At 69.8% G+C, this 26,928-nt stretch carries 21 protein-coding genes, 1 tRNA gene and 2 pseudogenes; 9 read left to right on the top strand and 15 right to left on the bottom strand.

Going from position 1 to position 26,928, the window contains the following annotated elements; all coding sequences use genetic code 11:
* Window positions 1–82 precede the first annotated feature (82 nt).
* Entirely contained in the window at window positions 83–2,053 is a 1,971-nt protein-coding gene (locus tag ACWD6P_RS26510; protein WP_451446660.1) for an exo-alpha-sialidase, read from the bottom strand.
* 226 nt (window positions 2,054–2,279) lie between these two features.
* Entirely contained in the window at window positions 2,280–3,221 is a 942-nt protein-coding gene (locus ACWD6P_RS26505) for a quinone oxidoreductase family protein (RefSeq protein WP_451446659.1), read from the bottom strand.
* Between the two features lie 167 nt (window positions 3,222–3,388).
* Here ACWD6P_RS26505 and ACWD6P_RS26500 point away from each other — a divergent pair, with 167 nt between their 5' ends.
* Window positions 3,389–3,841 (top strand): MarR family winged helix-turn-helix transcriptional regulator, encoded by a 453-nt coding sequence (locus tag ACWD6P_RS26500; RefSeq protein WP_451446658.1) that lies wholly within the window; start codon window positions 3,389–3,391, stop codon window positions 3,839–3,841.
* A gap of 9 nt (window positions 3,842–3,850) precedes the next feature.
* Here the strand turns inward: ACWD6P_RS26500 and fdhD are convergent, their stop codons facing one another.
* Window positions 3,851–4,708: a formate dehydrogenase accessory sulfurtransferase FdhD gene (fdhD, locus tag ACWD6P_RS26495; protein ID WP_451446657.1), complete on the bottom strand. Its 858-nt coding sequence runs from the start codon at window positions 4,706–4,708 to the stop codon at window positions 3,851–3,853.
* Window positions 4,709–4,844: 136 nt separating this feature from the next.
* A complete protein-coding gene (locus ACWD6P_RS26490) occupies window positions 4,845–6,101 on the bottom strand; it encodes an FAD-dependent monooxygenase (RefSeq protein WP_451446656.1) in 1,257 nt (418 codons plus the stop codon).
* Window positions 6,102–6,385: 284 nt separating this feature from the next.
* Between ACWD6P_RS26490 and ACWD6P_RS26485 the strand changes: the two genes are divergently transcribed.
* Window positions 6,386–6,772 (top strand): chorismate mutase, encoded by a 387-nt coding sequence (locus ACWD6P_RS26485; protein ID WP_451446655.1) that lies wholly within the window; start codon window positions 6,386–6,388, stop codon window positions 6,770–6,772.
* 101 nt (window positions 6,773–6,873) lie between these two features.
* On the opposite strand, the gene ACWD6P_RS26480 is transcribed toward ACWD6P_RS26485, so the two are convergent.
* Together ACWD6P_RS26480 and ACWD6P_RS26475 are read right to left on the bottom strand one after the other, a co-directional pair.
* Window positions 6,874–7,275 (bottom strand): hypothetical protein, encoded by a 402-nt coding sequence (locus ACWD6P_RS26480; protein WP_451446654.1) that lies wholly within the window; start codon window positions 7,273–7,275, stop codon window positions 6,874–6,876.
* A gap of 440 nt (window positions 7,276–7,715) precedes the next feature.
* Window positions 7,716–8,489 (bottom strand): GntR family transcriptional regulator, encoded by a 774-nt coding sequence (locus ACWD6P_RS26475; protein WP_451446653.1) that lies wholly within the window; start codon window positions 8,487–8,489, stop codon window positions 7,716–7,718.
* Window positions 8,490–8,871: 382 nt separating this feature from the next.
* Here ACWD6P_RS26475 and ACWD6P_RS26470 point away from each other — a divergent pair, with 382 nt between their 5' ends.
* From ACWD6P_RS26470 to ACWD6P_RS26455, 4 genes are all read left to right on the top strand, one after another.
* Window positions 8,872–10,431, top strand: a complete 1,560-nt coding sequence (locus tag ACWD6P_RS26470; protein ID WP_451446652.1) for an aldehyde dehydrogenase family protein — start codon at window positions 8,872–8,874, stop codon at window positions 10,429–10,431.
* Between the two features lie 205 nt (window positions 10,432–10,636).
* Window positions 10,637–10,721: transfer RNA gene (locus ACWD6P_RS26465), tRNA-Leu, on the top strand.
* A 248-nt stretch (window positions 10,722–10,969) separates the two neighbouring features.
* The gene (locus tag ACWD6P_RS26460) at window positions 10,970–11,188 is read left to right on the top strand and encodes a hypothetical protein (RefSeq protein WP_451446651.1); all 219 of its coding nucleotides are present in this window, start codon (window positions 10,970–10,972) and stop codon (window positions 11,186–11,188) included.
* A 34-nt stretch (window positions 11,189–11,222) separates the two neighbouring features.
* Complete coding sequence (locus tag ACWD6P_RS26455; RefSeq protein ID WP_451446650.1) at window positions 11,223–11,567, top strand: hypothetical protein; 345 nt, start codon at window positions 11,223–11,225, stop codon at window positions 11,565–11,567.
* Window positions 11,568–11,862: 295 nt separating this feature from the next.
* On the opposite strand, the pseudogene ACWD6P_RS26450 reads toward ACWD6P_RS26455, so the two are convergent.
* Window positions 11,863–12,195: pseudogene (locus ACWD6P_RS26450) on the bottom strand (cytochrome P450); the annotation flags it as partial.
* Window positions 12,159–12,436, bottom strand: a pseudogene (locus ACWD6P_RS26445) (mycothiol transferase); the annotation flags it as partial. The pseudogenes ACWD6P_RS26450 and ACWD6P_RS26445, both read right to left, overlap by 37 nt.
* On the opposite strand from ACWD6P_RS26445, the gene ACWD6P_RS26440 reads away from it, so the two are divergent.
* Window positions 12,424–12,552, top strand: a complete 129-nt coding sequence (locus ACWD6P_RS26440; protein ID WP_451446649.1) for a hypothetical protein — start codon at window positions 12,424–12,426, stop codon at window positions 12,550–12,552. The pseudogene ACWD6P_RS26445 and the gene ACWD6P_RS26440 sit on opposite strands and share 13 nt — an antisense overlap.
* A 9-nt stretch (window positions 12,553–12,561) precedes the next feature.
* Here the strand turns inward: ACWD6P_RS26440 and ACWD6P_RS26435 are convergent, their stop codons facing one another.
* From ACWD6P_RS26435 to ACWD6P_RS26405, 7 genes are all read right to left on the bottom strand, one after another.
* Window positions 12,562–12,696: a hypothetical protein gene (locus ACWD6P_RS26435; RefSeq protein ID WP_451446648.1), complete on the bottom strand. Its 135-nt coding sequence runs from the start codon at window positions 12,694–12,696 to the stop codon at window positions 12,562–12,564.
* Between the two features lie 260 nt (window positions 12,697–12,956).
* Entirely contained in the window at window positions 12,957–17,624 is a 4,668-nt protein-coding gene (locus ACWD6P_RS26430) for a DUF6531 domain-containing protein (protein ID WP_451446647.1), read from the bottom strand.
* A gap of 41 nt (window positions 17,625–17,665) precedes the next feature.
* Window positions 17,666–17,878 carry a hypothetical protein gene (locus tag ACWD6P_RS26425; RefSeq protein WP_451446646.1) on the bottom strand — a complete coding sequence of 71 codons (213 nt, stop codon included), beginning with the start codon at window positions 17,876–17,878 and terminating at the stop codon, window positions 17,666–17,668.
* Window positions 17,879–18,822: 944 nt separating this feature from the next.
* On the bottom strand, window positions 18,823–19,809 hold the full coding sequence (locus ACWD6P_RS26420; RefSeq protein ID WP_451446645.1) for a hypothetical protein: 987 nt from the start codon (window positions 19,807–19,809) through the stop codon (window positions 18,823–18,825).
* 618 nt (window positions 19,810–20,427) lie between these two features.
* Window positions 20,428–21,990 carry a GMC family oxidoreductase gene (locus ACWD6P_RS26415; RefSeq protein WP_451446644.1) on the bottom strand — a complete coding sequence of 521 codons (1,563 nt, stop codon included), beginning with the start codon at window positions 21,988–21,990 and terminating at the stop codon, window positions 20,428–20,430.
* A 14-nt stretch (window positions 21,991–22,004) separates the two neighbouring features.
* Entirely contained in the window at window positions 22,005–23,579 is a 1,575-nt protein-coding gene (locus ACWD6P_RS26410) for an APC family permease (protein WP_451446643.1), read from the bottom strand.
* On the bottom strand, window positions 23,576–25,045 hold the full coding sequence (locus ACWD6P_RS26405; RefSeq protein WP_451446642.1) for an aldehyde dehydrogenase family protein: 1,470 nt from the start codon (window positions 25,043–25,045) through the stop codon (window positions 23,576–23,578). The genes ACWD6P_RS26410 and ACWD6P_RS26405 overlap by 4 nt, the downstream gene beginning before the upstream one ends.
* Window positions 25,046–25,313: 268 nt before the next feature.
* Here ACWD6P_RS26405 and ACWD6P_RS26400 point away from each other — a divergent pair, with 268 nt between their 5' ends.
* Window positions 25,314–25,838 carry a DUF6314 family protein gene (locus tag ACWD6P_RS26400; protein WP_451446661.1) on the top strand — a complete coding sequence of 175 codons (525 nt, stop codon included), beginning with the start codon at window positions 25,314–25,316 and terminating at the stop codon, window positions 25,836–25,838.
* A 265-nt stretch (window positions 25,839–26,103) separates the two neighbouring features.
* Window positions 26,104–26,919: an SAM-dependent methyltransferase gene (locus tag ACWD6P_RS26395; RefSeq protein WP_451446641.1), complete on the top strand. Its 816-nt coding sequence runs from the start codon at window positions 26,104–26,106 to the stop codon at window positions 26,917–26,919.
* Window positions 26,920–26,928 lie beyond the last annotated feature (9 nt).

Raw genomic sequence — 26,928 nt, 5'->3', positions numbered from 1 at the left:
GCCGTGGCCGGGCCGACGCCCTTCGGCATACGTGTCGAGCCGGCCGAGCACCCGGAGATCCGCGACGTCGTCGAGGGGCAGGTCACGGTGCCGGTCCGCTCACCCGGTCCAGCGACAGCCCCAGCACCAACGGCGCGTCCACCGGGGCATCCTCCGTCCGTACGCCGGACAGCTCGTCCTCGGTCAGCGCCCGCCGGTAGACCCGTACCGCGTCGAGCGCCCCGGTGAACTGGGCGCGTGCGTCCGGCTTCTGGCCGAGGTGCACGCCGAAGACCGACCCGCGGCTGACCGAGCCGGGCACGTCGGGGACGACGGTGGTCTCCTCGCCGTCGACGGCGAGCAGCAGCCGGCCGCCGGTGCGGCGCAGCGCCAGATGGTGCCAGTCGCCGTCGTTGTAGGCGTCGTCGGTCGCGACCTGGGCGGTGGCGGCCGGGCGGGCGCCGTCGACGGCGGTGACGCGGGCGAGGATCCGGTCGTTGCGGGGGTCGCCCGCCACGGCGACCTGCGGGCTCCTGGTGCCCACACCGCCCATCCACAGCAGCGGCTGTTCGCCGGTCGTGGCGTCGTAGCGGAACCACAGACTGCAGGTGAAGTCGTGGGTTCCCAGGGGCAGGGAGTTGCGGAACGGGAGGCGTACCGCGTCGTCCCCGCCGTCGAAGGAGAGGGCCCCGCCGAAGCGGCCGCCGGTGGCGGCCGGGCTGCCCAGGACGAGGGCGGGCCGGGCGCCGGGAGCGGTGTCGTGGGTGGTGGGATCCGGGGCGCGGCGCGGGCCGAGCCAGTCCTCGGTGAAGCGGGCGAAGCGGATCTCGTCCCGGGCGTCGGCCGTGCCGCCCTCGTACATCAGGCCGGTGACATCGGGTGAGATGGCGACCAGGTCCGAGTAGCCGGACCAGTCGGTGGTGACCCGGGCGCCCCGGTCGACGCCCTCCCAGGTGCGGCCCTCGTCCCAGGAGGAGCGGATGGTCATGGTCCGCCGCCGGTCGGGGTCGGCGGGTGCCGCGAACAGGGTGCGGCCGCGGCCGGCCCGCGGGTGCGGCAGGCGCAGCGCCGAGCTCTGCACCATGGGCGCGTAGAGGTCGGGCAGGGCGCGGAACGGCGCGGCGAAGGAGTCGCCGCCGTCACGGCTGACCGCCGCGGTGCGGTGGCCCAGGTCGGTGCCGTCCTGTTCGCGGCCGTTGACGTAGATCGAGCCGTCGGAGCGCTCCAGGAGGGTCATCTCCGACGGCTTCTGACGAAACGTTCCATCGGTCGCGATGGGCCAGGTGTCCAGTGCGCCGACCTTCCAGGTGGCGCCGCCGTCGTCGCTGTGTACCAGTGCGGCGTGGTTGGCGGTGACCCGGTCGTCCGCATAGCTCTCGGAGTTGATGCCGAAGACCAGGCGGCCGGTGTGCCGCCCGTGGGCGAGCTGGATGCCGTGCACGGGACCGGTGGCGTACCAGGAGTTCCACTGCGCGGGGCGGATGCTGGGGGTCAGGTCCCGGGGCCGCGACCAGGTCGCGCCGTCGTCGTCGCTGTACTGGAGGTGCGGGGTGCGGTCGCAGGGGACATCGCAGCTGAGGCCGTCGTCGCGGCCCTTGTTGTAGGTCTCGGCGAGGACGATCCGGCCGGTGCGGCGGTCGACGACGGGTGCCGGGTTGCCGTGGGTGTCCCCGTTGCCGCGGTTGATGACCTGGAGCGGACCCCAGGTGCGGCCGCCGTCGGTGGAGCGCTTGAGGACGAGGTCGATGTCGCCCGAGTCACCGCAGTCGTGCCGGCGGCCCTCGGCGAAGGCGAGCAGGGTGCCGCGCGCGGACTGCACGACGGCCGGTATGCGGAAGCAGAAGTAGCCCTGTTCCTGGGAGGCCTTGAACAGGATCTGCTGCTCGAAGCCGCCCGCGGGGGACGGCGCCGCGGCGACCGGGCCGCCTGACGGCTCGTCAGGCGCGGCGTGCGCGGGGGCGGTCGGCAGCAGTGCGAAGGCCGAGGTGATCAGTGCGGCGAGCATGCCGGAGGCGCGGCGGCGCCGGGGTCTGCGGCGGGGGCTGGGGTGGTGTGCGCGGAGAACTGACGTCATGGTCCGGCCTGCCCTTCGAGGCATCGGCGGTCGGGTCATCAGGACATCCAACGTCCTATGTGCATCCCTGACGGAAGCTACTGCCGCGTGTGGACCGCGACAAGGAGCCTGCGTCGGTTCTCCGTGCCGCAGCCGGAATTCACCCGCCCGGCCCGCAGGTGCTGCGCCGGGTGCGCTGCGCGGGCCGGGTGTGGCGGGCGGGTCGTGCGGTGCGCGCCCGTCCGCGTCACGGCCGCAGCACCACCTTGCCGAGGTTCGCCCTGGCCTCGATGATCTCGTGTGCCTTCGCGGCCTCGTCCAGCGGAAGTTCGGCATGGACCACGGCCCGCAGCCGGCCGGCGCCGGCCAGCTCCCACAGCTGCGCGCGGTGCTGCTCGTACCGCTCCCGGTGGACGGTGGCGAACCGGCGCATCGTCAGCCCGGTGATGGTCTTGGAGCCCGCCAGCAGCGCGTACGCGGGGACCGTTCCGCCGCCCGAGTTGAAGAAGACCAGCCGCCCGCCCTCCGCCAGGGCGTCCAGCGCGCGCGGCAGCAGCTCCCCGCCGACGCCGTCCAGGACGATGTCGACCGGCTCGCCCCAGGACTCCTGGTCGTAGGTCACCACCTCATCGGCGCCCAGCGCCCGCAGGAACTCCGCCTTGGCGGCCGAGCCGACGGCGGCCACCACCCGTGGCACGCCCTGGAGTTTGGCCAGTTGGACGGCGAGATGCCCGGTGGCGCTGGCCGCGCCGGTGATCAGGACGGACTCGGCGCCCCGCGGTGCCGCGGTGCTGAGTGCGGCCAGCGCGACCTGCCCGCTGCGCACCAGCGCCACCGCCTCCACGGCGCTCGCCCCGTCGGGTATCCGGCTCGCCAGGAAAGCCGGTGCGAGGGCGAGTTCGCTGTAGGAGCCGTTGAGGGTGAGCGAGGTGACGCGGTCACCGACGGCGAAGCCGGTGACGTCCGGGCCGAGCGCGACGACCTCGCCGGCGATCTCCCCGCCCGGCGTGCCGGGCAGCGGATCGCCACCGCCGTTGCCGTCGCCGCGCACCCGCCGTACGCACGGCAGCGTCACACCGATCGCCTCGGTACGCACCAGGAGTTCACCGGGCCCGGGAACCGGCGCCTCGCCCTCCTCGACGCGCAGGACTTCCGGGCCGCCGTAGGCATGGAATCGGACTCGGCGCATGGGCCGGCACCTCCGGGAGGATCGAGCGGCCGGTGCACACCGGCCCGTTCATTGGTCCACCCAACGATAACCCAAACCATTGGGACCACCAATGGTTTTCTCGCTCGCGCGCCCACACTTTCGTTGGTGTGCCCAATGGATAGGGGGATTCTCGATACGGTGGCTCCATGGCCGACACCCCCCACGCCCCCTACACCCCCAGCCGTATCCGCGCGCTCCCCAGCTGGCTGCTGGGCCGCGCCGCCGCCCGCGGCCACCGCCTCGTTGCCGAAGCCCTCGCCGCCGAGGGCATGCGGATGATGCATCACGCCGTACTGTCGGCGGTCGCCGAACTCGGCCCCGTCTCCCAGGCGGAGCTCGGCCGCACCCTGGGCATCGACCCCAAGGACATGGTCGCGATCGTCACCGATCTGCAGAAGGACGGGCTGGTCACCCGCACGCCCGACCCCAAGGATCGGCGCAAGAACGCCGTAGAGATCTCCGCCGACGGCCGGCAGCGGTTGCGCCGCACCCAGCGGCTCGGCGACCAGGCCAACGCGGAGCTGACCGCGGCGCTGACCCCCGCCGAGCGCGAGCAGTTGATCGCCCTGCTGACCCGGATCGCGCTGCCGGGGGAGTGACGCCGCCGCTCAGTCCGCGTCGGCGGCCGCCGCGGGCAGGGCGAGACGGTGCTCGCCCGCGTAGACGTTCATGGAGGCGCCGCGCAGAAACCCGACCAGGGTCAGCCCGGTCTCCCGGGCCAGATCGACGGCGAGCGACGACGGGGCCGAGACCGCGGCCAGCACGGGGATGCCCGCCATCACGGCCTTCTGCGCCAGCTCGAACGACGCCCGCCCGGAAACCATCAGCACGCACGACGACAGCGGCAGCAGCCCCTGCTGCAGCGCCCGCCCGACGACCTTGTCCACCGCGTTGTGCCGCCCCACGTCCTCCCGGATGTCGAGCAGCTCCCCGTCCGTCGTGAACAGGGCCGCCGCATGCAGTCCCCCGGTCCGCTCGAACACCCGCTGGGCGGCGCGCAGCCGGTCGGGGAGGGCGGCGAGCACGGCGGGTTCGATGGGTGCCGGGCTGCCGGGGGAGGCGTCCAGCGTCCAGCGGGCGGTGGTGCGCACCGCGTCCAGGCTGGCCTTGCCGCACAGCCCGCACGACGACGTCGTATAGACATTGCGCTCCAGCGTGATGTCCGGGACCGGCACCCCGTCCGCGAGCCGCACGTCGACGACGTTGTAGGTGTTGCTTCCCTCGTCCGTCGCCCCCGCGCAGTAGACGATGTTCGCCAGCTCATCGGCGCTCGCCAGGACGCCCTCGCTGACGAGGAAGCCCGCCGCGAGCGCGAAGTCGTCACCTGGTGTACGCATCGTGATGGCCAGCGGCTTGCCGCCGAGCCGGATCTCCAGCGGCTCCTCGGCGACGAGGGTGTCCGGGCGGGTGCTCACGGCGCCGTCGCGGATCCGGATCACCCTGCGTCGCTCCGTGACTCGTCCCATGTCCGATCAGTCCCACTCATTCCGTCCAGCCGCTGCCGCACCCGCCGATGGTCCGCAGCGGCCCGTGCGAGCTCATTGTCCTGCACCTCACCACTGGCGCCCCCACCCGGCCCGTGAGCCACCGGGCGGCGGGGCGTCACCCCTTCAGCGTGCGGCCGCCGAACGCTCCCGACCCGTCGGCCGCGGCCCAGGCCGCCTCCAGCCCGGAGCGGTCCAGAGTCCGCCAGTCCGGGGTGTCCTGGACGAGCATCCGGCCCAGCCGCCGCCCCAGGTCGACCATGGTCCGGCCGGTCGCGCCGCGCGCCGTGCCGTACGCCTCCAGCGGGTCCGGCCGCCGCGGTCCCGCACGCAGCGCGGCCTCCAGGGCTGCGGCGTCCTGGAGCGCCTTGGCCGCGCCGGCGGCGGTGTGCGGACGGGCGACGGTGGCCGCGTCCCCCGCGAGCAGCAGCCGGCCCGTGGTGTAGCGGGGGGCCGTGAAGTCGTACATCGGCTGGATGAAGCGCTCCTGAGGCGCCGTCAGATGCAGCAGTCCGGCCCAGAACGGCGGCAGCAACTCCTCGGTCACATACGTGAGATGGGAGTGCAGCGCATCGGTGAGGGTGCCCGGCGGCAGACTGGTGGGGGTGTCCAGGTCCAGCGCGAGGCCGGCGGGCGGGGTCGTGTAGAGCACCCAGTTGGCGCGATGGCCGCCGCGGCCGTCCGGAATGCGGTAGATGATGACATGGCCGCCGGGGAAGACGACGTAGATGCAGTCCTCCTGCGCCCAGGGGCTCGACGGCAGGCCCGGGAAGTCGAGCGCCGCCATCCGCTCGGCGGGCACGGTGCCGCGCCAGGCGAGGTAGCCCGCGTACCGGGGCCGGATGCCGGGGAACGCGGCGGTACGGACCACCGAGCGGTAGCCGTCGGCGCCGATGACCAGGTCGAAGCGCTCCGGGCCGGCGCCCCCGTCGCCGTCGAGATGCAGCCGGGCGCCGTCCGCCGCGTCGGTGACCGCGCGGACCGTCACGCCCCACCGGAAGTCGGTGTGCGCCGGTAACCGACGCCGTAACTCCTGCCAGAGCGGCCCCCAGCAGTACGAGCGGAACGGAAAGGGCTGGGCGGCGATCTGCCGGCCGAGCGGAGCGGCGCCGTCGCGGACGTACCAGCGGCGGGTGGTCAGCTGCACCCACGGCATGGCCGTGTCCATGTACCCGGCCGCGGTCAGTTCCGCATACCGGTCGTTGTGCACCGCGAGGCCGACCCCGCGGTCCGCGAGCCGGCCGGCGGCGCGCTCGTGGACGGTGACCCGGCCCGCGCCGGACCGATGCGCGGCCAGCGCCATGGCGCACCCGGCGATGCTGCCGCCGACGACGGCGACCTCGGCCCCCTCGATCACCACGCGGTCCGTGCTCATGCGTCCTCCACCCCTGCGCACTCCGCGGCCGACGGTCGGCCGGCCGCTCTCAACCGGCGTCATTGTCACAGGAGTTGCCCGCCACCAGGCGCGGAACGCTCACCGCGACCTGATCGCGGCGGTCGCCGGGCGCGACGACCCTCGGCCCGTCCGGCGCCGACCGGCCCGGTTCCTCCCCCGGTCCGATCCGCGAGACCAGCCCCGGTCCAGGGCGCGCAGCCCGGTAACCTTCACCCGATCATGCACGAAGCACCGGATGACCGACCAAGAATGGCGAGAGGCACATGAGCGAAGGGACAGCACCGGCGGCCGGCGAAGCGGCCTCCGTCGCCGACCAGGCGGCCCGTGAGCGGCTGCTCTACCTGCGCAGCAGCATCGACAACCTCGACGCCGCCCTGGTGCATCTGCTCGCCGAGCGCTTCAAGTGCACCCAGCAGGTCGGCGAGCTCAAGGCCCGGCACAGCCTGCCGCCCGCCGACCCCGCCCGCGAGGCCGCCCAGATCGAGCGCCTGCGCCGACTGGCCGAAGACGCCCGGCTGGACCCGGCGTTCGCCGAGAAGTTCCTGAACTTCATCATCGACGAGGTGGTCCGCCACCATAAGGCGATCGCAAATCAGGGCGCTACCGGGGACGGATCTCGCGAGGCGGCGGACGCGGAATTCGAGAGCTGATCACTTGGGAGAATTAGCGCCCGGCGCATAGGAGAGGAATTCCCACTCCAGATGCGCTCGAATTCTTCCTGCCGCTATTCCGGGCTCGCGATCATCGACATCTAGGACTCCGACACATCGGGTGCCGCTCCTCGCATGCTTTCGATGATCCGCTCCGCATGCTCCAGGTCGGCCTCGTGTGCGGAAGTCAGAAGCTTCTTCTTATGCGAAGGGCTCTGGATGCTCTCGGCGAGCTTGATGAGCTGCTTCCTGCGGAGCATGTACTGCCAGTTCTTCAGTTTCGCGTCACCGACGTCCATCAGGACAGCGACGAGCCAGGGCAGGACGAGAACCAACCAGGGCGAAGACAACATGCAGATCCGCCCCGGCCATGTGCCGGCCCCCAAGTTGAAGCCGACCGTGGCGACAAGGGTCGCGATGCTCGCTCCACTGACGTCAGCCGACGTGATGACCGGCTTCCGCTTTTTCCTGTCACCCCCAGCCGCATTCCTCGACTCAGTCATTACGCCTCTCCCGTGGCTTTGGGGTGGCGTCGGGGCGAGTCGCCTTCCTCGCCCACTCAACCGAAGCGTCGAGCGACTTCTTCCTGGTGAGGAAGCGGTGAAGCAGCTCCCTGACCACCGGCACCACCGCCCCGCCCACAGCGATGACAGTGGCCAGGTGCCTCCAAAGGTCGTTCAACGCCTAGCTCCCGTCGCCCGGTACGCGATGCCAGCGACCCTGTCTCATGGCCATGTCCCTCTGCCGAGCCGGTTGTTCGGCTCCAGATCATGCCGCAGGTTGGTTCGTCACGTAGCCGGATAGGAAAGTCCGCGGCTCAGAAACTGCCGCGTCGCACATCCCCGGTCGCCTCATGGAACTGGCACACCTCGAATATGCACACAAATGCGAGGTTGGCTGTCCTGCGGGCCGCGCGACTCGGGGCCGCGGGGCCGGGCGCGTACTACTCGCTTCGCTCGGCCTCGCGCGGCCAGCGTGCAGTCGCGTCCCGCATCACCTGATACGACATGGCGAAGCGGTCCGCAGGCATCCGCGTCCGGTTGACCTCCACGACCTGATCGCCCACGCGCGACACGCGCGTGACCACGAGCACCGGCAGCCCAGCCCCTACACGCAACTGCTGCTGCTCGTGATCGTTCGCGGGCCGAGCCGACACCGTCTCCTCCCACGAGATCGGCGCGTCGTGATGCTCCTCGATGCGGTCGTAGATGCCGCCGGGTCCGGTGTCGGCCGCGCCGAGGACCGGGAGCTTCCCCACGAGGGACATGGGCAGGTACGAGGTGGCGAGCTGGAGGGGGTGCGCCGTGTCCGGCGGGCCCACGGCCCGGTCCCGGATCATGACGTGGTCGCCCTTGCCGACGCCGAGCAGCTCCGCCACGTCGGCCGGCGGCACGCCCACCTCCTGGGTCGGGGTGCCGACGCCGCGCCAGTCCTGCGCGCCGCGGTCGAAGTGGTAGCCGGTCTCGTCGCGATGGACCGTGCGCACACCGGCGACCATCGGCGCCGGGGCCGGCGGGCGGATGAAGGTCCCGCGTCGGCCTTCGCTGAAGAGCACCCCCTCTGCGACCAGGTGCTGAACGGCGCGATTGGCCGTCTGGCGAGCCACTTCGTAGCGGTCTTTGAGCCTGTCGATACCGGGGATCGGCCGGTCGGTCGGCCAGACGCCGGCCTCGACGTCACGACGAATGCGCGCCGCGACTTCCCTGTAGCCGCTCATCTCCGACTCCTCTCGACTCCTCTCGAACCCTCTCTCCACCTCCTATCCTATGCAGTGCCTGCTGCGTGGCGTCGTCAGTGCGCACCACACAAGTGGCCCCGAACCCACGCCGATTGCGCGGTACGGAACACCCACGCCGAGCACGCTGCCCGACTCCGCCTCGCCGCACGGGGGCAGGCTGAGCGCCCCACCCGCGTAGGCCCGTCACCGGCACCCGAACAGCCCCCCGCAGCGGAAACCAGCCCGCCGCGGGCGCAACGGCGCGGAAGCACCACGGTGGGCCGGCCGGCGACGTGGGGAGCCGGCCGAGCGGCCGGCGCCCCGGTGGCTGCTTCGCCCGCGAGGAGTGACACTCGCCGTGCACCGAGAGCGGAGACGATCGATGGCACCCACGCGCGACACCACCCCGACCCTCACCCTCAAGCCCGGTACGTCCTGGCAGGACGCCTGGCGGCGCAGCCTGGCGACCGCCCCCGAGGCGTTCCGCGACGATCAGGCCCTCAATCTCTGGGCCGCCACCTGGCACCCGGACGGCGATCCGCTGCCCGCCACCAGCCCGGTCGACGGCACCCCCATCGCGGGGCCGCCCCGCCTCGACGCGGACACCGCGCGGCAGGCCGTACGCGCCTCCCTCGACCAGCACCGCGCCTGGCGTCAGCTGCCCCTCGCCGAGCGCAGAGCCCGGGTCTCCGCCGCCCTCGACGCCCTCACCGAACACCGCGAACTGCTGGCCCTGCTCCTGGTCTGGGAGATCGGCAAGCCCTGGAAGCTCGCCCAGGCGGACGTCGACCGCGCCATCGACGGCGTCCGCTGGTACGTCTGCGAGATCGACCGGATGCTCGCCGGCCGTACGCCGCTGCCCGGCCCGGTCAGCAACATCGCCAGCTGGAACTACCCGATGTCGGTGCTCATCCACGCGATGCTGGTGCAGGCGCTGGCCGGCAACGCCGTGATCGCCAAGACGCCCACCGACGGCGGCCTGGTCTGTCTCACCCTCGCCTGCGCCCTGGCCGCGCGGGAGGGCGTCCCGGCCACCCTCGTCAGCGGCAGCGGCAGCGAACTCTCGCCCGCCCTCGTCCGCTCACCCGAGATCGGCTGTGTCTCCTTCGTCGGCGGCCGCGACACCGGCGCCCGGGTCGCCACCGCCGTCGCCGACCTCGGCAAACGCCACATCCTCGAACAAGAGGGCCTCAACACGTGGGGCATCTGGAACTACTCCGACTGGCCGGCGCTGACCCCGCTGCTGCGCAAGACCTTCGATTACGCCAAGCAGCGCTGCACCGCCTACCCCCGCTTCGTCGTCCAGCGCGACGCCTTCGCCGACTTCCTCGCCGCCTACCTGCCGGCCGTACGCAGCGTCCGCTTCGGCCACCCCCTGGCCGTCGCCGACCCCGCCGACCCCCTCCCGGAACTCGACTTCGGCCCCCTGATCAACGCGGCCAAGGTCAAGGAACTCGCCGACCTCACCACGGAGGCCATCTCCCGGGGCGCCGTCCCCCTGCACCGCGGCACCCTCGCCGACGGCCACTTCCTCCCCGGCCAGGACACCTCCGCCTACCTCCCCCCGACCACCCTCCTGGCCCCGCCCCCCTCCTCGCCGCTCCACCACGCCGAGCCCTTCGGCCCCGTCGACACCGTCGTCCTCGTCGACACCGAGGCCGAGCTGCTCGCCGCCATGAACGCCAGCAACGGCGCCCTGGTCGCCAGCCTCTCCTGCGACGACAAGGACACCTACGACCGCCTCGCCCCGCAGATCCGCGCCTTCAAGGTGGGCCACGGCAAGCCCCGCTCCCGCGGCGACCGCGACGAGCTCTTCGGTGGCTTCGGCAACTCCTGGAGCGGCGCCTTCGTCGGCGGTGAGCTCCTCGTCCGGGCGGTGACCGAGGGCCCGCCCGCCGAGCGCCTGCCGGGCAACTTCCCGGACTACCACCTGATGCCGTAACCGGCGCGGGGCAGGCCCGTCGGGGACGCCCGGGACGGGCCGACCTGCCCCCCTGGCCTGCACGTCCAACAAGATGGGGGATTTGTCCGACATTGCCCATAAGTGGTGGCTATGCCCTGTGTGGATACGCAGGTGAAGGGCGCTCCGAAACCTTGGTATTGTTATCCATGTCGCCGCGGGGAACGCCCCGCGAAGATCACACCTAGTCCGGGTGGCGGAATGGCAGACGCGCTAGCTTGAGGTGCTAGTGCCCTTTATCGGGCGTGGGGGTTCAAGTCCCCCCTCGGACACGTTTCATATGTACATGTTTGAGAGGGTTGTGACTCTACGGTCATGACCCTCTTTGGCATGTCAAGGGTCAGTGCGAGCCCGAAGCTCTCGTACAGGGGGCGCTTGCGTTCGGACGGGGCGGCGAGGAGTCGGTCGGTCATCGAGCCGAGCGCGGAGACCATGTGCGTGATCTGGTCTGTGGTGAGGGTCTCGGGCTGGGCTGTCGCTCAAGGAACGCTATGGGGCAGATCCCCGAGCACTCGAAGATGTGCTGCTCCTGACACCCATTGATCAGGTCGAAGACCGGCGGCAGGAGTTCCCCGGCATCGAAGTGCAGCCCCTGGCCTTCGCATCCAGCGAACTCCAGGCAGCCCACTGGCGATTCCTCGTGGGGGCAGTGGGTAACCAGTCCACCTACATCCGCCAGCTGACCCGCATCATGCGCGCCCACCGATGGCGAACACTTCAACAAACTGGTCGTATTTGACGAGGCGCATAAGTACATCGACAGCCCGGACCTCGTGGCCGGACTCGTCGAGACGGTACGCGAGATGCGGCACAAGGGCGTGAGCATTCTGGTCGCCAGTCAGGACCCGCCCTCCGTGCCGATCTCACTGATCGAGCTGTCCGACCACGTGATCCTGCACAAGTTCACGTCCCCGGCCTGGCTGAAGCACCTTCAGAAGGCGAACACCGCTTTCATCGGCCTTCGTCCGGAGCAACTGGCCCAACTCCAGCCCGGCGAGGCCTATGTGTGGGCGAGTGAAGCCACAGATCCCGCGTTCACCCACGGCGCAGTACGCGTCCGATGCCGCCCGCGCGTGACGAAGCACGGAGGTGCGACCAAGACGGCGAGTGGAAGCTGACTGAACGTGCGACGCACGGCTGCCACGCAGAGTGCCGGGGATGCGCTGACCGAACTGCGGCCACTTACGTCGGCCCGACGTCCAGCGTCGCCGTCTGTGGCCTGATCCGTGGGGTGTTGGTCCAAGTCCCCCTCGGACACTCACGCAAAAAGTGCACTGACCAGGCTTTTTGCGTGAGGAAGTCGGATGGGTGGTCGAAATGAGTGTGTGGGCTCTTGACGGAGCAGTGCGCTGACCTGGGGTTTCTCCCAAGCTCGGGTGTGGGGGTTTTCAGGCAGCGCCGACACGGGCCTGGCTACAGAGCGACCGGTAGGGCTTTGATTCCGCGCATCAGGCGTGTTTGTCGCCATTCCAGGTCTTCGCCGTTGGCGGCGAGGAGGATGCCGGGGAAGCGCTCGATGATCGCTCGGAGTGCGATCTCCGCTTCGGCTCGGGCGAGCGGCGCCCCCAGGCACCGGTGGATGCCGTGGCCGAAGGCCAGGTGGGCGTTGGCGTCCCGGTCGAGGTCGAGTTCATCGGGCTCGGTGAAGCGAGCAGGGTCACGGTTGGCGGCTCGCGGGGCGATGAGTACGGGCACGCCTGCGGGGATTTCGGTTCCGCCAAGGGTGAGCGGTTCGGTGCTGTAGCGGACGCGTCCGAGTGTTCCCACGTGCGCCGGTAGAACCCGACGATCTGATCGCGGGTCTCGTCCTCGGTCGCCCACGGATCGCTGCCGTTGTAGTCCTGCCACCGGGGCAGCGGTTCCGGGGAAGGGCGGTCGAAGACCTCGCCGAAGTACCTGGCCTCGACGGTGCCTTGCGGTCCCGCCGCAGTCTCCCGTGCAGGTTGTCTTTCGCGAATTCATCGATCGTGCAGCATGAGCCTGCCATGGGCTGCTCATGGCCTCAAGATCCCGTACGTGGTCCGCGACGACTGGCAGAGCCGAGGCCTGGCCATGGCCGCCGCCCTGACCTGCTACAAGAAGCTCGCGAAACGTGCCACGTGAGACAACCTCTTAGTCCTTTGAAACCATGGAGATGCCACCCGAGGCGATGGAGAACATTTTCGCAAGCGCCTTTCGAGTCTGCGGATCTCGATCAATTCTTTCCATTGATGCGAGCGCCTCTGGGGCGATGTCGATTGTGGTCACGCCTCCTGCGGCGTCCCCCTTCGCCGCCGGGAAGAGCACGAGGCATCGGTACGCGTGAACTTCGCCATTTCGCTCCTCCCGCAATATGGTGCAGAGAAATACGGTATTCTCCTTCACCTGTCCACGCAGAGATTTCTCAGAGGACCACCGCGTTGCCCATCCTTCCCTCTCTGCCCGCGACTGCAGTTCGAGCAGAGCTGCGAAGTGGACCTGGCACACGCGAAAATCAGGGTCTGAAGACCGGACGACTGACATAGGTGCTAATCCCCGCCAAGAACGTCGACACGGATGGGAGTTTCGGGATCGATACGGCCATCGCCCACCCTGGTCATGAGCTCATCCCATCGGTGGTGCCCACCGAGTACTTGCCCTCCCGGTGAAACAAAGAACCCATCCCCTAGTCCAGCATTGTTGAATGAAGCCACAAGCTCATCGTTACTCAGGTACTCGTGATACCACTGCGAACTCGGATCGCGAGTACTCTGTCCTTCAGTGTACCGGGCAAGATCACGCGCTGGTTCATGGTGGCTTGAGAATTCGTCATCGTCTTCGCAGCCGAACAGGCCAAGGGGATCCCGCCAGCGTGAGGGGTTCAGCACATAGCTGATCGGGTTGGGAGCCGGTCTGAGCCCGAGTGGGTCCGGGCTGGCGTACCGCCCGGTTTCCGGGTCGTAATGCCGGAAGAAGTTGTAGTGCAGTTCCGTCTCGGGGTCGGCGTACTGCCCGGGGTAGCGCAGGGGCGTGTACGCGGTGGCGTTGTGGTTCCAGGCGGTGGAACCCCAGGTGGTGGGGCGGGCTTGCCACGCGACGTCGCCGTCCTCGCTGATGAGCTCCGTCGGCATACCGGTGAGGTCGGTGGCGATGGCGAAGAAGCGGGCGTCGACTTCGTCCTGGGAGAGGTGTTTGCGTTCGTACTGGGCGAGAGGGGTGTGTCCCTTGTGGTCCCAGGTGATGGTCGTTTGTGTGGAGTGGCCGTGGATGATGCTGGTCTGCTCGCACAGCCTGGCGCCATCCCAGGTGAAGTTCACCTGCTCAGTGACGTTCTGGCCGTCGTCGGTCAGGCGTAGTTTGGCAGTGCGGCGGCCGAGGGGGTCATAGGTGTAGCGCCAGGTCGTACCGTCGGGGGTTGTGCAGGCCGTTAGCCGGTTCTCGGCATCCCAGGTGTAGCGCCAGGTGTCGGGCTTGCGCGACAGTCGGGTCTTCTGACGGAGGGTGGTGCGGCCGGCGGCGTCGTATTCGTAGCGGACGGTGCCGGCGCGGTTGAGGCGGGTCCCGGCGTAGGTGCGATCGCCGCGGGCTTCGGGGGCGGGGTGGCGGTCGGGCCAGGTGGCGTGGGTTTGGTTTCCGGCGGTGTCGTAGGCGTAGGTCTCGGTCCAGTTGTGGGCCGAGACGGTGGTGACCCGGCCGATGGTGTCGAGTTCGAAGCGACGCGGACCATTGAGGTGGTCGTCGATGCCGGTGAGGTAGCCGTCGGCGCGGTAGGTGTAGGCGCGGTGCTGGAGGGTTTCGGCGGCCGAGGTGACGTGTTGGTCGGTGAGGCGGCCGAGGGCGTCGTAGGCGTGGGTGAAGGTGATGTCGCCGATGGTGCGGGAGAGTTCCTGGCCGACTGCGTCGTGGGCGAAGGCCAGGGTGCGGCCGGAGGCATCGAGTCTGGTGCGCCGCCCCGCCACGTCGTAGGTCCAGGTGCTGACCGCGCCGGTGGGGGTGGTGCGGGATATTCGACGGCCCAGGACGTCGTAGGTGAAGGTGGTGGTGCGGCCGTTCACCGTCTCGGCGACGACCCGGCCGACCTCATCCCGGCTGTAAGCGAGTTCGCTGTCCGGTCCAGTGATCCGGGCCGGACGGCCCGCGTCGTCGTAGGCGAAGGTGGTGAGCTGGCCGTCGACGTCTTTGGTGACGATCCGGCCGAGCGCATCGTGCTGGAAACGGGTGGTGTGGCCCAGCGGGGTGGTGCGGGAGGTCAGTCTCCCGGCCGCATCGTGCGCATAGCTCTGAGTGCGGTTGTCGAAGTCCGTCTCGGCGATCAGACGCCCGGCCTCGTCGTACTCATATCGCCAGGTCAGGCCCTGCGGGTTGGTGACCTTCATGAGCTTGAGTTCGGTGTCGTGCACGAACTCGTGGCGTGCCCCGTCCGGGTCGGTGCGCGCCTTGAGCCGGTCGAAGTGGCCGTACTCGAAGGTGGTGACCTGGCCCAGCGGGTCGGTGTGGGCAGTGCAGTTGCCCTCACCGTCGTAAGCCCAGGATTCCTCAGTGCCGTCCGGATTCAGGCGGGTGGCAAGGTGCCCGTCGGGTGTCCACGTGTACCGGGTGGTGTTGCCGAGGGCGTCGATCACGGAGGTGGTGCGGCCAAATCGGTCGCGGCGGAAATGGGTGACGGCGCGGAGAGGGTCGGTGATCGTGAGCGGGAGACCGGCTTCGTCGCACTCGATTCGGGTGGTGTTTCCCAGCGGGTCGGTAACCGAGGTGAGGTGGCCGCGTCCGTCATGGGTGAAGCGGGTGGTCTGGCCGGCCGGGTCTGTGATGGAAGTACGGTTTCCCTTGGCGTCGTACTCCTGACGGAACGTCCGGCCATCAGGGCCGGTGACCTCCCGTGGCAGCCCCAGGTCAGAGTACGTGGCGGTGGTGCTGGTCCCATCCGGGCGGAGGATGGAAACCAGGTGCCCGTCCTCGTCGTAGGTGAGGTGTGTGGTGTTGCCGAGGGGGTCGGTGGTCTGGACGGGCCGGTCGTGCGGGTCGTAGGTGGTGCGGGTGGTGTTGCCGAGCGGGTCTGTGATCGCGATGACCTGGAGGCGGTCGTTGACGAGGTACCGGGTGGGGAAGCCTTCGCCGTTGGTGTGGGTGGTGGTGCGGTGCCCGGTCTCGGGGTCGACTTCGCCGTAGGTGAACCGGTTGGCCAGGTGGCCCTCGGCGCCGGACTGGGTGATGCAGCGGTGGCGGTCGTCGTAGGTGTATTCGTAGCGGGAGTTGTTGGAGTCGACCCAGGCGGTTATCCGGTGTTCGGTGTCGTACTCGAACCGGATCACCGCGCCGGTGAAGGTGGTGACGCTGGTCAGGTTTCCGGCCTCGTCGTGCCCGTATGACCGGATCAGCTGGTCGGAGCCGTCCTCGGCCGCGCCGGCCAGGTGCACGGCGGTCAGTCGTCCCTGCTCGTCGCAGGTCAGCTTGAGCTCGTAGCCGGCGCTGTGGCGGATCGCGTACGGGATGCCGGTCTCGTCTGCGTAGTCGAAGGTGATCCGGTGTCCGTTGCGGTCCGTGATCTCATCAGGCAGGGCGATGCCAGGAGCGTGCAGGGCGTCAGTGAAGTAGCGGGTCTGACCTGTGTCGGGGTCGTCGACGGCCCAGTCGCCCTGATCGGTGCGCGTCAGGGGCCAGCGCGGGCCGTTTTTCGGCAGTGCCCGCTCGCCGGTCTCCGGGATGGCGTAGCGCAGCAGCATCCCGGCCTCGGTCACGAAGACGACCTCGTCGCTGTCGATCTCCAGGCGCTGGTCGATGGTGGAGGACCACGATGGTCCAATGTGGCGTCCGATGCGGGTCGATGACTCGTATTTACGGGTGAAGACCAGCGGCAGGGCGCCGGGCAGTGCGATGTCGGTTTGGGTCAGGAACACCTTGCCCGTGGCGAGGTCGACCGGGTCCGTGCCGTCGGTGCATTTGCCCTCATCCTTACGGGTCTTGTCGTTGGCATGGTCGGCATCCGCCTGCTTGGCGGCCTCGCTCTTCGAGGGTCCCTTGGACTGGGGGCCCTTCGCGTTCGGTGACTTGCCGTCGCCGCTGCCACCCGGGCCTGAGCCACCCCGAATAGGGGGCTTGGGATCGCCCTTTCCATCCTTCCCAAGGCTTTTGAAGTGGTCGGCGAGGCCCTTGTCGTTCTCGTGGTGGTTCTTGGCCATCTGCTTGATGCCGCGGGTCATGTTGTCGTCGAGGTGCTTGGCGGTCTTCTTGACGGCGTTCTCGATGCCTTCGATGACCTTGTCGAGCATGGTGTTCGCCGCGTCGGCGATGAAGTCCTTGCCGCGGGTTCGGCCGTGGTGGCTCTTGGCGCGGCTGATCTTGCCACCGGCCTTGTTGCGGAAGGTGCCGCCGGCGCTCTCCAGGCTGGTCACAGCGCGGTCGTGCTCGTCCTTGTCGAAGCTGAACCCGTCACCGCCGCCGGAACTGCTGCCCCCACCGCCACCGTGGGAGCCGCCTCCGCCGAGCCCGCCCCCGCCTCCGCGGCGGCCACCAGCGCTGAGGAGTTCCATGGGGTTATCGGCGGCTGATTTGGCGGAGTCCTTGGCGTCCTTGACGCCCTGATTGAACCCGTCCTTGCCGGCCTTGGCCGCGTGCCCGAGGTCCACTCCGTCCTGCACGCCGAGGGCGTTGGCGCCGAGCTGGACGACGAGGTCGCCGACCATCGCGGCGAGGGCTTCCTCGACGGGTGTGAGCGCGATGCTGATGACCTGCTCGACGACCTGTTGGCATACCTCTTTGAAGAGGCGTTTGACGATCATTCGGGTCGCCTGGGTGGCACCGAGCGCGCCGACCTCGGAAAGTCCCAGAGTGAACGGGGCCGCCGCCTGGGCGGCGATGACCTCGGCCGCGAGGATGCCGAGTTGGACGAGCGCAGCGATCTTGGCGCCCTCGATGAGGATCGCGACGCCGTCCATCGCAGTGCCTGCCATGCGGCCGCAGTCGGCCAGGCCCTTGAGATGCTGGCCGTTGATCTTCCCCCAGTGGGCGTTCAGCGCCTCAACGGCCAGGGAACCGCCTGCCGACCCGACCAGGCTCTGGATCGCGGTGTGGGCCTCGTTCGCGCCTTCGTCGATGTCGTCGGCGAACTCCCGCATGGCATTGGCCATTTCGCGGTAGTCATCCTCGTCCACGTTCGGCCACGAGACACCGATCAGGTCGAGCAGTTCATCCGCCCAGCCCGGCAGCACAACACCCATGCGAAACACGCCCCCCGTAAAACACGTGCTAGATGATCGGACTATTCCAGCGGGGCGAACGGCTCCTCAAGTGCACTATGAGCCGCATGCGGGACCGTACCCGGCCAGGCCGCCGCTTTGTCTACCAGTACCAGGACGCTCACGATCACCTCGGGCCATTCGGCGATCAGCCACTGCGGGCTGGTGACGCCGTTGACGCGGACGGGCTTCAGGCGCTGTTCATCCGGGAGCGCGCGTCTGGGTGTCGTGATCATTGGGCAGCCGGTTCCGCCTTCCTGCTGACCCTCGGGACCCACGACGCTGGTGCCGGGTGAGTGGGGAAGTCTTTGGTGTCGCCAACGATCCAGCGTAGAAACCCGATGCCGAACCCGAACCCGTAGACCCGCGCGGTGTCGAAGACAGTTTCGGCGCGGTCCAGTTCATCAGTCCTACGTTCGCGTGACGAGTTGGGGCAGTGCCAGGCTTGTGACTGGGCATGGGTTCGGGGTTGGGGGTTGGGGGTTCGAGTCAACGCCCAGGTCTGGGAGGGGGTGGACGAGGCGCGTTGCGGGTCTATGTGGCGGAACTGGTAGGCGGGGCCGATCTGGCGGAGGACGCCGCGGTGTTCGTGGGCGTCAGCTTTCATCAGGTCGCGGGGGAGGTAGTCGAAGACGTCGGTGATATCCGCGCCGGTGCCCGAGAGGGCGGAGGCGTCGGCGTCGGGTCGGTAGACGGGCTCGGCTGGGCCCCCTGTCCCCTGGTCGCCAGCCTCGTTGCCGGAGTTCGGGACGCTCCTCGGGTGGGGAGAGGAGGGCAGCGCGGTGCCGGCTCCGGACCACCACCGCACCGAGGGGGCAGAGGCCGTGCGGGGCGCGACGGTCCTGCAGCAGTTCCCGCCGCCTGTTCGACCTGTCGGCTGCCCTCAACCGCCGAGCGGCGCGGCGACGCGCTACGGGCAGGGTGACCGAGGCCGATGCAACTCCGCTGTGGTGCGGGTCGGTTGATGCGCTCGCGCGCGTGTGCTCAGATGGGAAGCCCGCTGAAGCCCACCACCTCGCCACCGCTTCCCCATGCGCGCACCACGCTGCGCTGCCCGGCAAACCGCGTCGACCGCACCCGCCGGCCGACCAGCGGAGGCCAAGATCGCGAGCACATGAAGGCCGTCCGGAGCGCCCCGGCGGCCTTCACGCATTTAATTCATTTTGAACCTTTGTTGCGGTCAGTCGTCGGCGCTGTGGGTGAGGCCGTCGTCCAGGACGATGCGGATGGTCTCACCCTGGCCGGCGACATCGGCGAGTTCGGCCGCGATGCGCTGGTAGGCGGTCGTCGCCAGCGCCCAATCGGCCTCCAGCGGGGTGGCGGTGGAGCGGGTTTTCCACAGCTCGATCAGCAGGGCGATGAGAGAGCGTCCGGACAGGACGGTCTGTACGCGGCCCTCCTTGATGTCCGCCACCGCGGGCGGGGTCCGGAAGTGGCCGTGGTCGACGGCCAGGGCGGCGAGCCACTCCCAGGTGTCCCGGTGCGCGATGAGCTCGGCGGAGGCGACACCAGCGGCCTTCAGCAGCAGGACGCCGTGGGCGACCCTCGCATCCTCGGGTCGGTTCCCGGAGGCCTGCGGCGCGGCGGGCGCGGCCGGCGTGGGGACGTCTGTGCTGTGGTAGGCGGCCTCGATCGCGCTCTTGAGGGCGAGATCCTGGTCGTCGCTCCCGGCCTCGGGCCGCGACTGCCGCTGGGTGTTGTCCATGCTCTCCCCCTGCTGGTTGCTGCCGGGCTCGGTGTGCTGGTGCGGTGCGGTGACGGCGAGGACGGGCTCAGGCCCGTGGTCTGCCGGCGCCCCGGAATCCGCGGACGGCTCATGACGGGCGCCTTCTGGAGGCTCCGGCGACCCATCGCTCCGCTCCGGACCCTCGACCCGGTCCAGAGCGGCTACACGAAGGACCTCGGCGAGGTCCAAAAGCTGCCGGAGCTCGCCCCGGGTATCGTTCAGGTCGTTGATCATCCGGTCCTGGCGCCGGCGTACTTCGCGGTTCTCCTCGCGCAGCCCGGTGACGCCCGCCTGGACGGCCTCCTGGATCTTCAGACGGCTCTGCGTGATCTCCCCGTGCAGTGCGGACAGCCCGACCGTCGGATCGTCGAGGCGCTCCAGCTGTCTGCGGGCCTCCCGCAGCTCGCCCATCGCGTCATCGAACGCCCGTTTCCACCCCACGTGACCCCCTGGTTACTCTAAGTTGACGATCGCTCGTATCTCCCCACAAGAGCTTCGTATGACGCGGTGATTTCCAGCCCTTTGCCGGCTGGAGTCCGCCTCGCAGGGGGCGGCCGGGCAGCGGAGTGCAGGGGCGGGGTGGCATCGAAGCCGTAACGAGTCACGCCGCTGGTCGGAGGCGCTACGCCTACGGCAACCGCAGCTTTCCCCGCATCACCGGCATGTGCGTATGGTTCAACTCGGACCTCGAGCACCAGCGAAAACCCCTGTTGATCAGGGGTTTTCTTCGTTTTGGGTGGCGGTGCGGAGGCGTGCGGGCGCCCCTCACCGCCCCCGTCGGGTAAATCTGAGAACTTGCCCGATTTGACTGTTCCATTCCCTTTGTTCGGGAGTATCCTGAAGACCGGCCTACGGGGCGAGCGAGGGAGTTCGACCGGACTGGCCTCGGGGAAGGGAGCTCTGGCTCTCGCCGAGGATGTGAAGGAAAGTCGGGCTGAGAGGCTGAAAGGTCGTGAGACCGGACGGCGACCCCCAAGCACCTGATCCGGACAATGCCGGCGAAGGGAGCCCACCTCGTAGGTCTTTGTTGTGCCGTGATCCCGCCTGTGCGTCCCGCGGTCAGGGCGTCCGGATCATGTCTGCGCACTTCTCGCCGATCATCATGGTCGTGATGCAGGGGTTCACCGTCGTCAGGAACGGCATCACCGAGCCGTCGGCCACCCGCAGGCCCGTGACGCCCTCGACGCGGAGTTGCGGGTCGAGCGGGGTGGTGGGGTCGCCGGCGGCGCCCATCTGGACCGTGCAGGCCGGGTGGTAGACGGTGTTGTGGGTGTCGCGGATGTAGGCGAGCAGGTCGGCGTCGGAGGTGGCGGAGGGGCCGGGGGCGAGTTCGGTGCCCGCCCAGTCGGTCATCGGGGGCTGGGAGATGATCTCGCGGGCGAGGCGGAGGCCGTGGGTCATGACCCGTACGTCGTGCTCATGGGTGAAGTAGCGCGGGTCGACCTGGGGCTTGTCGCGGAAGTCGCGGGTGCGCAGGCGGACGGTGCCGCGGGAGCGGGCGCGGGTGACGTTCGGGGTGAGGCAGAAGGCGTTCTCCGAGGTCGGGTAGCCGCGGCGGTAGGTGTTCATGTCGAAGGGCACGGAGCCGTAGTGGAACATCAGGTCCGGGCGGTCCAGGCCGGGCTCGGTGTCGGCGAAGATGCCGATCTCCCACCACTGGGTGGACGAGGTGACCATGGGCTGTCTGGCCTCCCACATGATCACGCCCTCGGGGTGGTCCTGGAGGTGGGAGCCGACGCCCGGGGAGTCGACGAGCGGTTCGATGCCGACCTCGCGGAGGTGGTCGGCCGGGCCGATGCCGGAGAGCATCAGCAGCTTCGGCGAGTCGATCGCGCCGCAGGAGACGATGACCTCGCGGCGGGCGTTGACGGTACGGCTGTGGAACAGGTCGGGGGAGAGGTAGTCCACCCCGGTGCAGCGCCGGGAGGAGTCGAAGTTGAGGCGCTTGGCCTGGAGGCCGGTGCGTACGTCGAGGTTGCTCCGGGTGTGCATGACGGGGTGGAGATAGGATACCGACGCGGAGGAACGGGTGCCGTCCGGGCGGCAGTTGATCTGGAACCAGTGCGCGCCGCGGATGACGGTCTTGCCGGTGTTGAACGGGGTGGTGGGGATGCCGGCCGCCGCGCAGGCCTCGAGGAGGGCCACCCCGCACGGGTCGTCGGGCGGGATGGTGCGCAGGGTGACCGGGCCCGAGCGGCCGTGGTGGTCGCCCGGGGCGTCGTTGGACTCCAGGCGCTGGTAGAGCGGGAAGCAGTCGTCCGAGCTCCAGCCCGTACAGCCCCTGGCGGCCCACTCGTCGAGATCCTCGGCGGGGGCCCAGAAGGCGATGCAGGAGTTGTGGGAGGAGCAGCCGCCGAGGACCTTGGCGCGGGCGTGCCGCATGAAGCTGTTGCCGTTCTCCTGGGGCTCGACGGGGTAGTCCCAGTCGTAGCCGGACTCCAGGAGGCCCATCCAGCGGTCCAGGCGCAGCACGTTGTCGTCGCCGACGTCGGAGGGGCCCGCCTCCAGGAGGCAGACGGTGACCGAGGGGTCCTCGCTGAGCCGGGCCGCCACGACGGCGCCGGCCGTGCCGCCGCCGACCACGACATAGTCGAACTCGTCCACGGGGGTCTCTTGGGGCATCGCGCCGTCTCCAGTCAGGTGGTGGGGGACCCCGGGCCGCCCGGGGTGTCGTCGTCGGGGCGGACGGCGGCGTGCATGGCCAGGACGCCCGTCCGCTTGCGCTGGACGAACCAGTAGTAGGCGAAGCCGCCGACTGCCACGATGCCGATGAACAGGAACGCTCCCCAGCGCAGATACCAGTGCTGGGGGCCGGTCGCGTTGTAGACCGCGGCGCGCGGCCAGGCGAGGTTGAGGGACATTCCCAGGCCCCACAGGACGGCGAGGATGTTCACCGGGAGGCCGAGTCTGCCGAGCGAGAACTTTCCTTCGAGCGGGGTCCAGTTGCCGCGCAGCCGCTGGATGAGCATCGGCAGGGTGACCGACAGATACGCCAGATAGATCATGATGATCGCGATGCTGGTGATCACCGAGAAGATCTGCGGCTGATTGACGTTGATGAGCAGGATGCCGATCGCCACCAGCCCGATGACGACGGCGGGCAGCACCGGCGTCTGGAAGCGCGGGCTGACCTTGGCGAGCAGCGAGGCGGCCGGCAGGTTGTTGTCCCGGGCCATCGCGAACGCCAGCCGGATGCCCGCGGTGTGCACCGCCAGCTCGCAGACGGTGATCGCGATGACCACGCACCAGAGCACGACCTGCCCCACCGTCGAGCCGAGGGTGGCGAGCACGACGTACTGCAGACCGTCCACGGACAGCCGCTCGTCGTGCAGGTCGGGCACCGAGAGCAGGGCGAAGAGCAGGATCAGCCCGCCGATGAGGAAGGACGCGATCAGCGCGCGCAGGATCGCCCGGGGTGCGTTGCGGCCGGGGTCCTTGGACTCCTCGCCGAGCGACGAGGCCGTGTCGAATCCGTACATGACATACGCGGAGGCCAGCGACGCGGTCAGAAACGCGCCCAGGTAGCCGAGGTTCTCGCCCTTGCCCAGGCCGAAGGTGTCGGTGACGGCGTCCGGGCCGCGGGTGATGTGGGCGGCGAGCAGCACGACCAGGACGATCGCGGCGATCAGCTCGATGGCCACGCCGGCCGAGTTGATCCGCGCCATCAGCTTGACGCCGAAGGCGTTGACCAGGGTGGTGAAGGTGACGAGGACGGTGCCGAGCACCACCGCGTTGGCGGCCGCCGACTGCCCGGTGCCGTCACCGATGAACTGGAACCACGAGGAGATCTGCGGCAGCGTCACCTGGTACGCCAGCGCCACCGCGGACAGCGAGACCATGGTCGCGGTCAGCATCATCCAGCCGCCGAGCCAGCCGATGTGCGGGCCGCCGAGCTTCTTGGCCCAGTTGTAGATCGAGCCGGCCACCGGGTAGCGGGCGGCCAGCTCGCAGAAGCACAGCGCCACCATCAGCTGCCCGAGGAAGACCATCGGCCAGGACCACCAGTACGCCGGGCCGCCGTGCGCGACACCGAAGTAGAACAGCTGGAAGGTGCCGGTGAGGATCGAGATGTAGCTGATGCCGGCGGCGAAGGTGTGGAAGTTGCCGAGGGTGCGTTTGAGTTCGGGCTTGTAGCCGAGTTCGGCGAGCGAGGCGTCGTCGTGCGCGTGGTCTTCCCCGCCGCCGGGGTGGGAGGCTCCGGGATCCGTCACTCGAACCACCTCTGCGGCCGTGGCGCGGTATTGCGCCAGACGTGCTTGGCCTCCTGGTACTCCGACAGCCCCGCGGGCCCCAGCTCACGCCCGACGCCCGACTGCTTCATCCCGCCCCACTCCGCCTGCGGCACGTACGGATGGAAGTCATTGATCCACACCGTTCCCGCGCGCATCCGGGCCGCCACCCGGTGGGCGCGCTCGGCGTCCTGCGTCCACACCGCCCCGGCCAGCCCGTACACCGTGTCATTGGCGAGCGAGACCGCCTCGTCCTCGTCCCGGAACCGCTCGACGGTCAGCACCGGACCGAACGACTCGTCGCGCACCACGGACATGTCCGGGGTGCACTCGTCCAGCACGGTCGGCAGGTAGTAGAAGCCGTTCGCCAGCGACGGGTCGTCGGGCGCCGAGCCGCCGCAGAGCAGTACGGCACCCTCGTCGAGCCCGGCCGCCACATACGCCTCGACCTTCGCGCGGTGCGCGGCGGAGATCAGCGGTCCGGTACGGGCATGCTCGTCGAACGGCCCGCCGAGCCGGATCCGCTGGGCGCGGGAGACCAGCTCGTCGACGAACTCGTCGTGCAGCTCTTCCTGGACCAGGAGGCGGGCGCCGGCCGAGCAGACCTGCCCGGAGTGCAGGAAGACCGCCGTCAGCGCGTAGTCGACCGCGGTGTCGAAGTCGGCGTCCGCGAAGACGATGTTCGGGTTCTTTCCGCCCAGCTCCAGGGCGATCTTCTTCACCGTGGGCGCGGCCGCGGCCATGATCCGCCGGCCGGTGACCAGACCGCCGGTGAACGACACCATGTCCACCCGCGGGTCCTCGGTCAGCGGCGCGCCCACCTCCGGGCCGGTGCCCAGCACCAGGTTGGCGGCGCCGGCCGGCAGCCCGGCCTCGGCCAGCAGCCGCATCAGGTGGATGGCGGTGTGCGGGGTCAGCTCGCTGGGCTTCAGGATGAACGTGTTGCCGGTGACGAGGGCGGGCGCGACCTTCCAGGCTGTCTGCAGCAGCGGATAGTTCCACGGGGTGATCAGCGCGCAGACGCCGACCGGCTCGTGCCGCACCGTGCTGTCGGTCTCCGCGATACCGGTGTCCACCACCCGGTCGGTACCGCCGGCCGCGCCCAGGTTGCCGAAGTAGCGGAAGCAGTTGGCGATGTCGTCCATGTCGTAGGCGCTCTCGACCAGCCGCTTGCCGGTGTCCAGGGACTCCGCCCGGGCCAGCGCGTCCTTGTCGCGCTCCAGCAGCTCGGCGACGCGCAGCACCAGCCGGCCGCGCTCGGCCGCCGGGGTCCGCGGCCAGGGCCCGTCGTCGAAGGCCAGCCGGGCCGCGGTGATCGCCGCCGCGGCGTCCTTCGGGCCGCCCTCGTCGACGGTCGCGACCATCGTGCCGTCCGCCGGGCAGCGGATCTCCCGCACCTGCCCGTTGGCCGCTGCGGTCCACTGACCGCCGATGAACAGCTCCGGCATGGGGGTGCCTCCGGTCTCCGGGCTCGTACGAGGCGGCAGCGAGCAGGCGCGGCGCCTGGCTGACGGCACGGCCACCGGCCCTCGGTGACGATCACTGCACCGAGCGTAAGGCGGGCGCTGCGGCTCCGCACGGTACGAGGGGCCGGGGGACGCGGGAGTGCCGCGCGGGTGGGGCCGATGGGGTGACGGTGGGGCGGGAGAATGCCGGTGGGAGCGGGCGGGAGAATGCCGGGTGAGGAGAGGGAAGGAAAGAGGGGCCATGTCGGGGATGTCGTCGCAGGAGCGGGTGACGGAGGCGGGGGCGGGCCGCGCGCCGGAGGCGGACCCGTACCCGGTCGCCGATGTCGCCGCCTACCTCGCCGGCCGCTGGAGCATCGAGCGCACCGTGTGCGACCTGCGGGCCGGCGCCGAGGGACGCTTCCGCGGGACCGCCGGGTTCCGGCCGGACGCGGCCGGGGAGCCGTCGGCGGGGGAGGGGCTGCTGCACAGCGAGGAGGGGTTGCTGACGTGGGGCGGTACGACGTCCCCGGCGAGCCGCACCCTGCGCCTGCGGCCCCGCCCCGACGGCACCGCCGAGATCGACTTCGCCGACGGCCGGCCCTTCCACGACCTCGACCTGAGGACCGGACGGTGGACCGCCGTCCACCCCTGCTCCCAGGACCGCTACGCGGGGACCTTCACCGCCGTCGCACAGGACGAGTGGCACCTGGAGTGGCGGGTCACCGGACCGGCCAAGGACCAGCTGCTGCGTTCGGTCTACCGGCGGATCCAGCGCCTGTCCGATGAGCCATAGCGCCTTCCCTGCGGATCACCCCGGGCGTATGGCGTTCCGGGTGGCCGGCCACCGCCTCCTGGCCAACGGCTCGCTCTCCCACGCGAGTTGGACGGAGGGCGGGCCTGCGCGCGGCCGGCCCGTCCCGGTGATTCCCTCGTCGCTCGTCTGCAACATCCGCCACTCGGTGGGTATGTTGGACGCTGCGCCGCGTGGTCGTTCCGACACGGAGCGGCTTCGTGCGGCGGCATGGCCGATGGCTGTCGAAGCGACGGGAAAGTGTGGAATGAGCCAGGAAACCCAACCGCAGTCCAGCGCCGTCGATGTCACCATCCCGAGCGTTGCGCGGATGTACGACTACTACCTGGGCGGCAAGGACAACTACGCCGTCGACCGCGAGGCCTGCGAAGAGCTCAGCAAGGTGGTGCCGAGCACACAGGTGCTGGCGATCAACAACCGGCGCTTTCTGCAGAGGGTGGTCCGCTGGCTGGCCACCGAGCACGGCATCCGGCAGTTCATCGACCACGGATCAGGCCTGCCGACGCAGGACAACGTCCATCAGGTCGCGCAGCGGGTCGATCCGCAGTCGCGTGTGGTGTACGTCGACAACGACCCGATCGTGCTGGCGCATGGGCGGGCGCTGCTGGAGGAGAACGCCCACACCGCCGTCATCCAGGCGGACATGCGGGACACCGACGGCATCTTCGGCAGCCCCGAGGTGGAGCGGCTGATCGACTTCGACCAGCCGGTCGCCGCGTTGTTCGTCTCCGTACTGCACTGCATCCCGGACTCCGACGACCCGGCCGGACTGATCAAGCGGGTCGCCGACCGGCTGGCGCCCGGCAGCTTCCTGGTGGTGTGTCAGCTGGTGAGCGAGGACGCCGCGACGCGTGACTTCGTCACCGAGTTCATGCGGGTCCAGACGCACGGGCAGTGGGGACGCGTGCGGCAGGCGCACGAGCTGGCCGGCTTCCTGGAGGGGCTGGAGGTGCTGGAGCCGGGGCTGGTGGAGGTCTCCACCTGGAAGCCGGACGCGGACATCGGCCCCAAACAGCTCACCCTGGAGTGGATCGAGTACGGGGGCGTCGCCCGCAAGTCGTAGGCGCGGGGC

This window comes from Streptomyces sp. NPDC002446, from assembly GCF_053595675.1.
The sequence above is the reverse complement of the archived record's forward strand: the minus strand, read 5'-3'. Positions and strand labels throughout refer to the sequence as shown.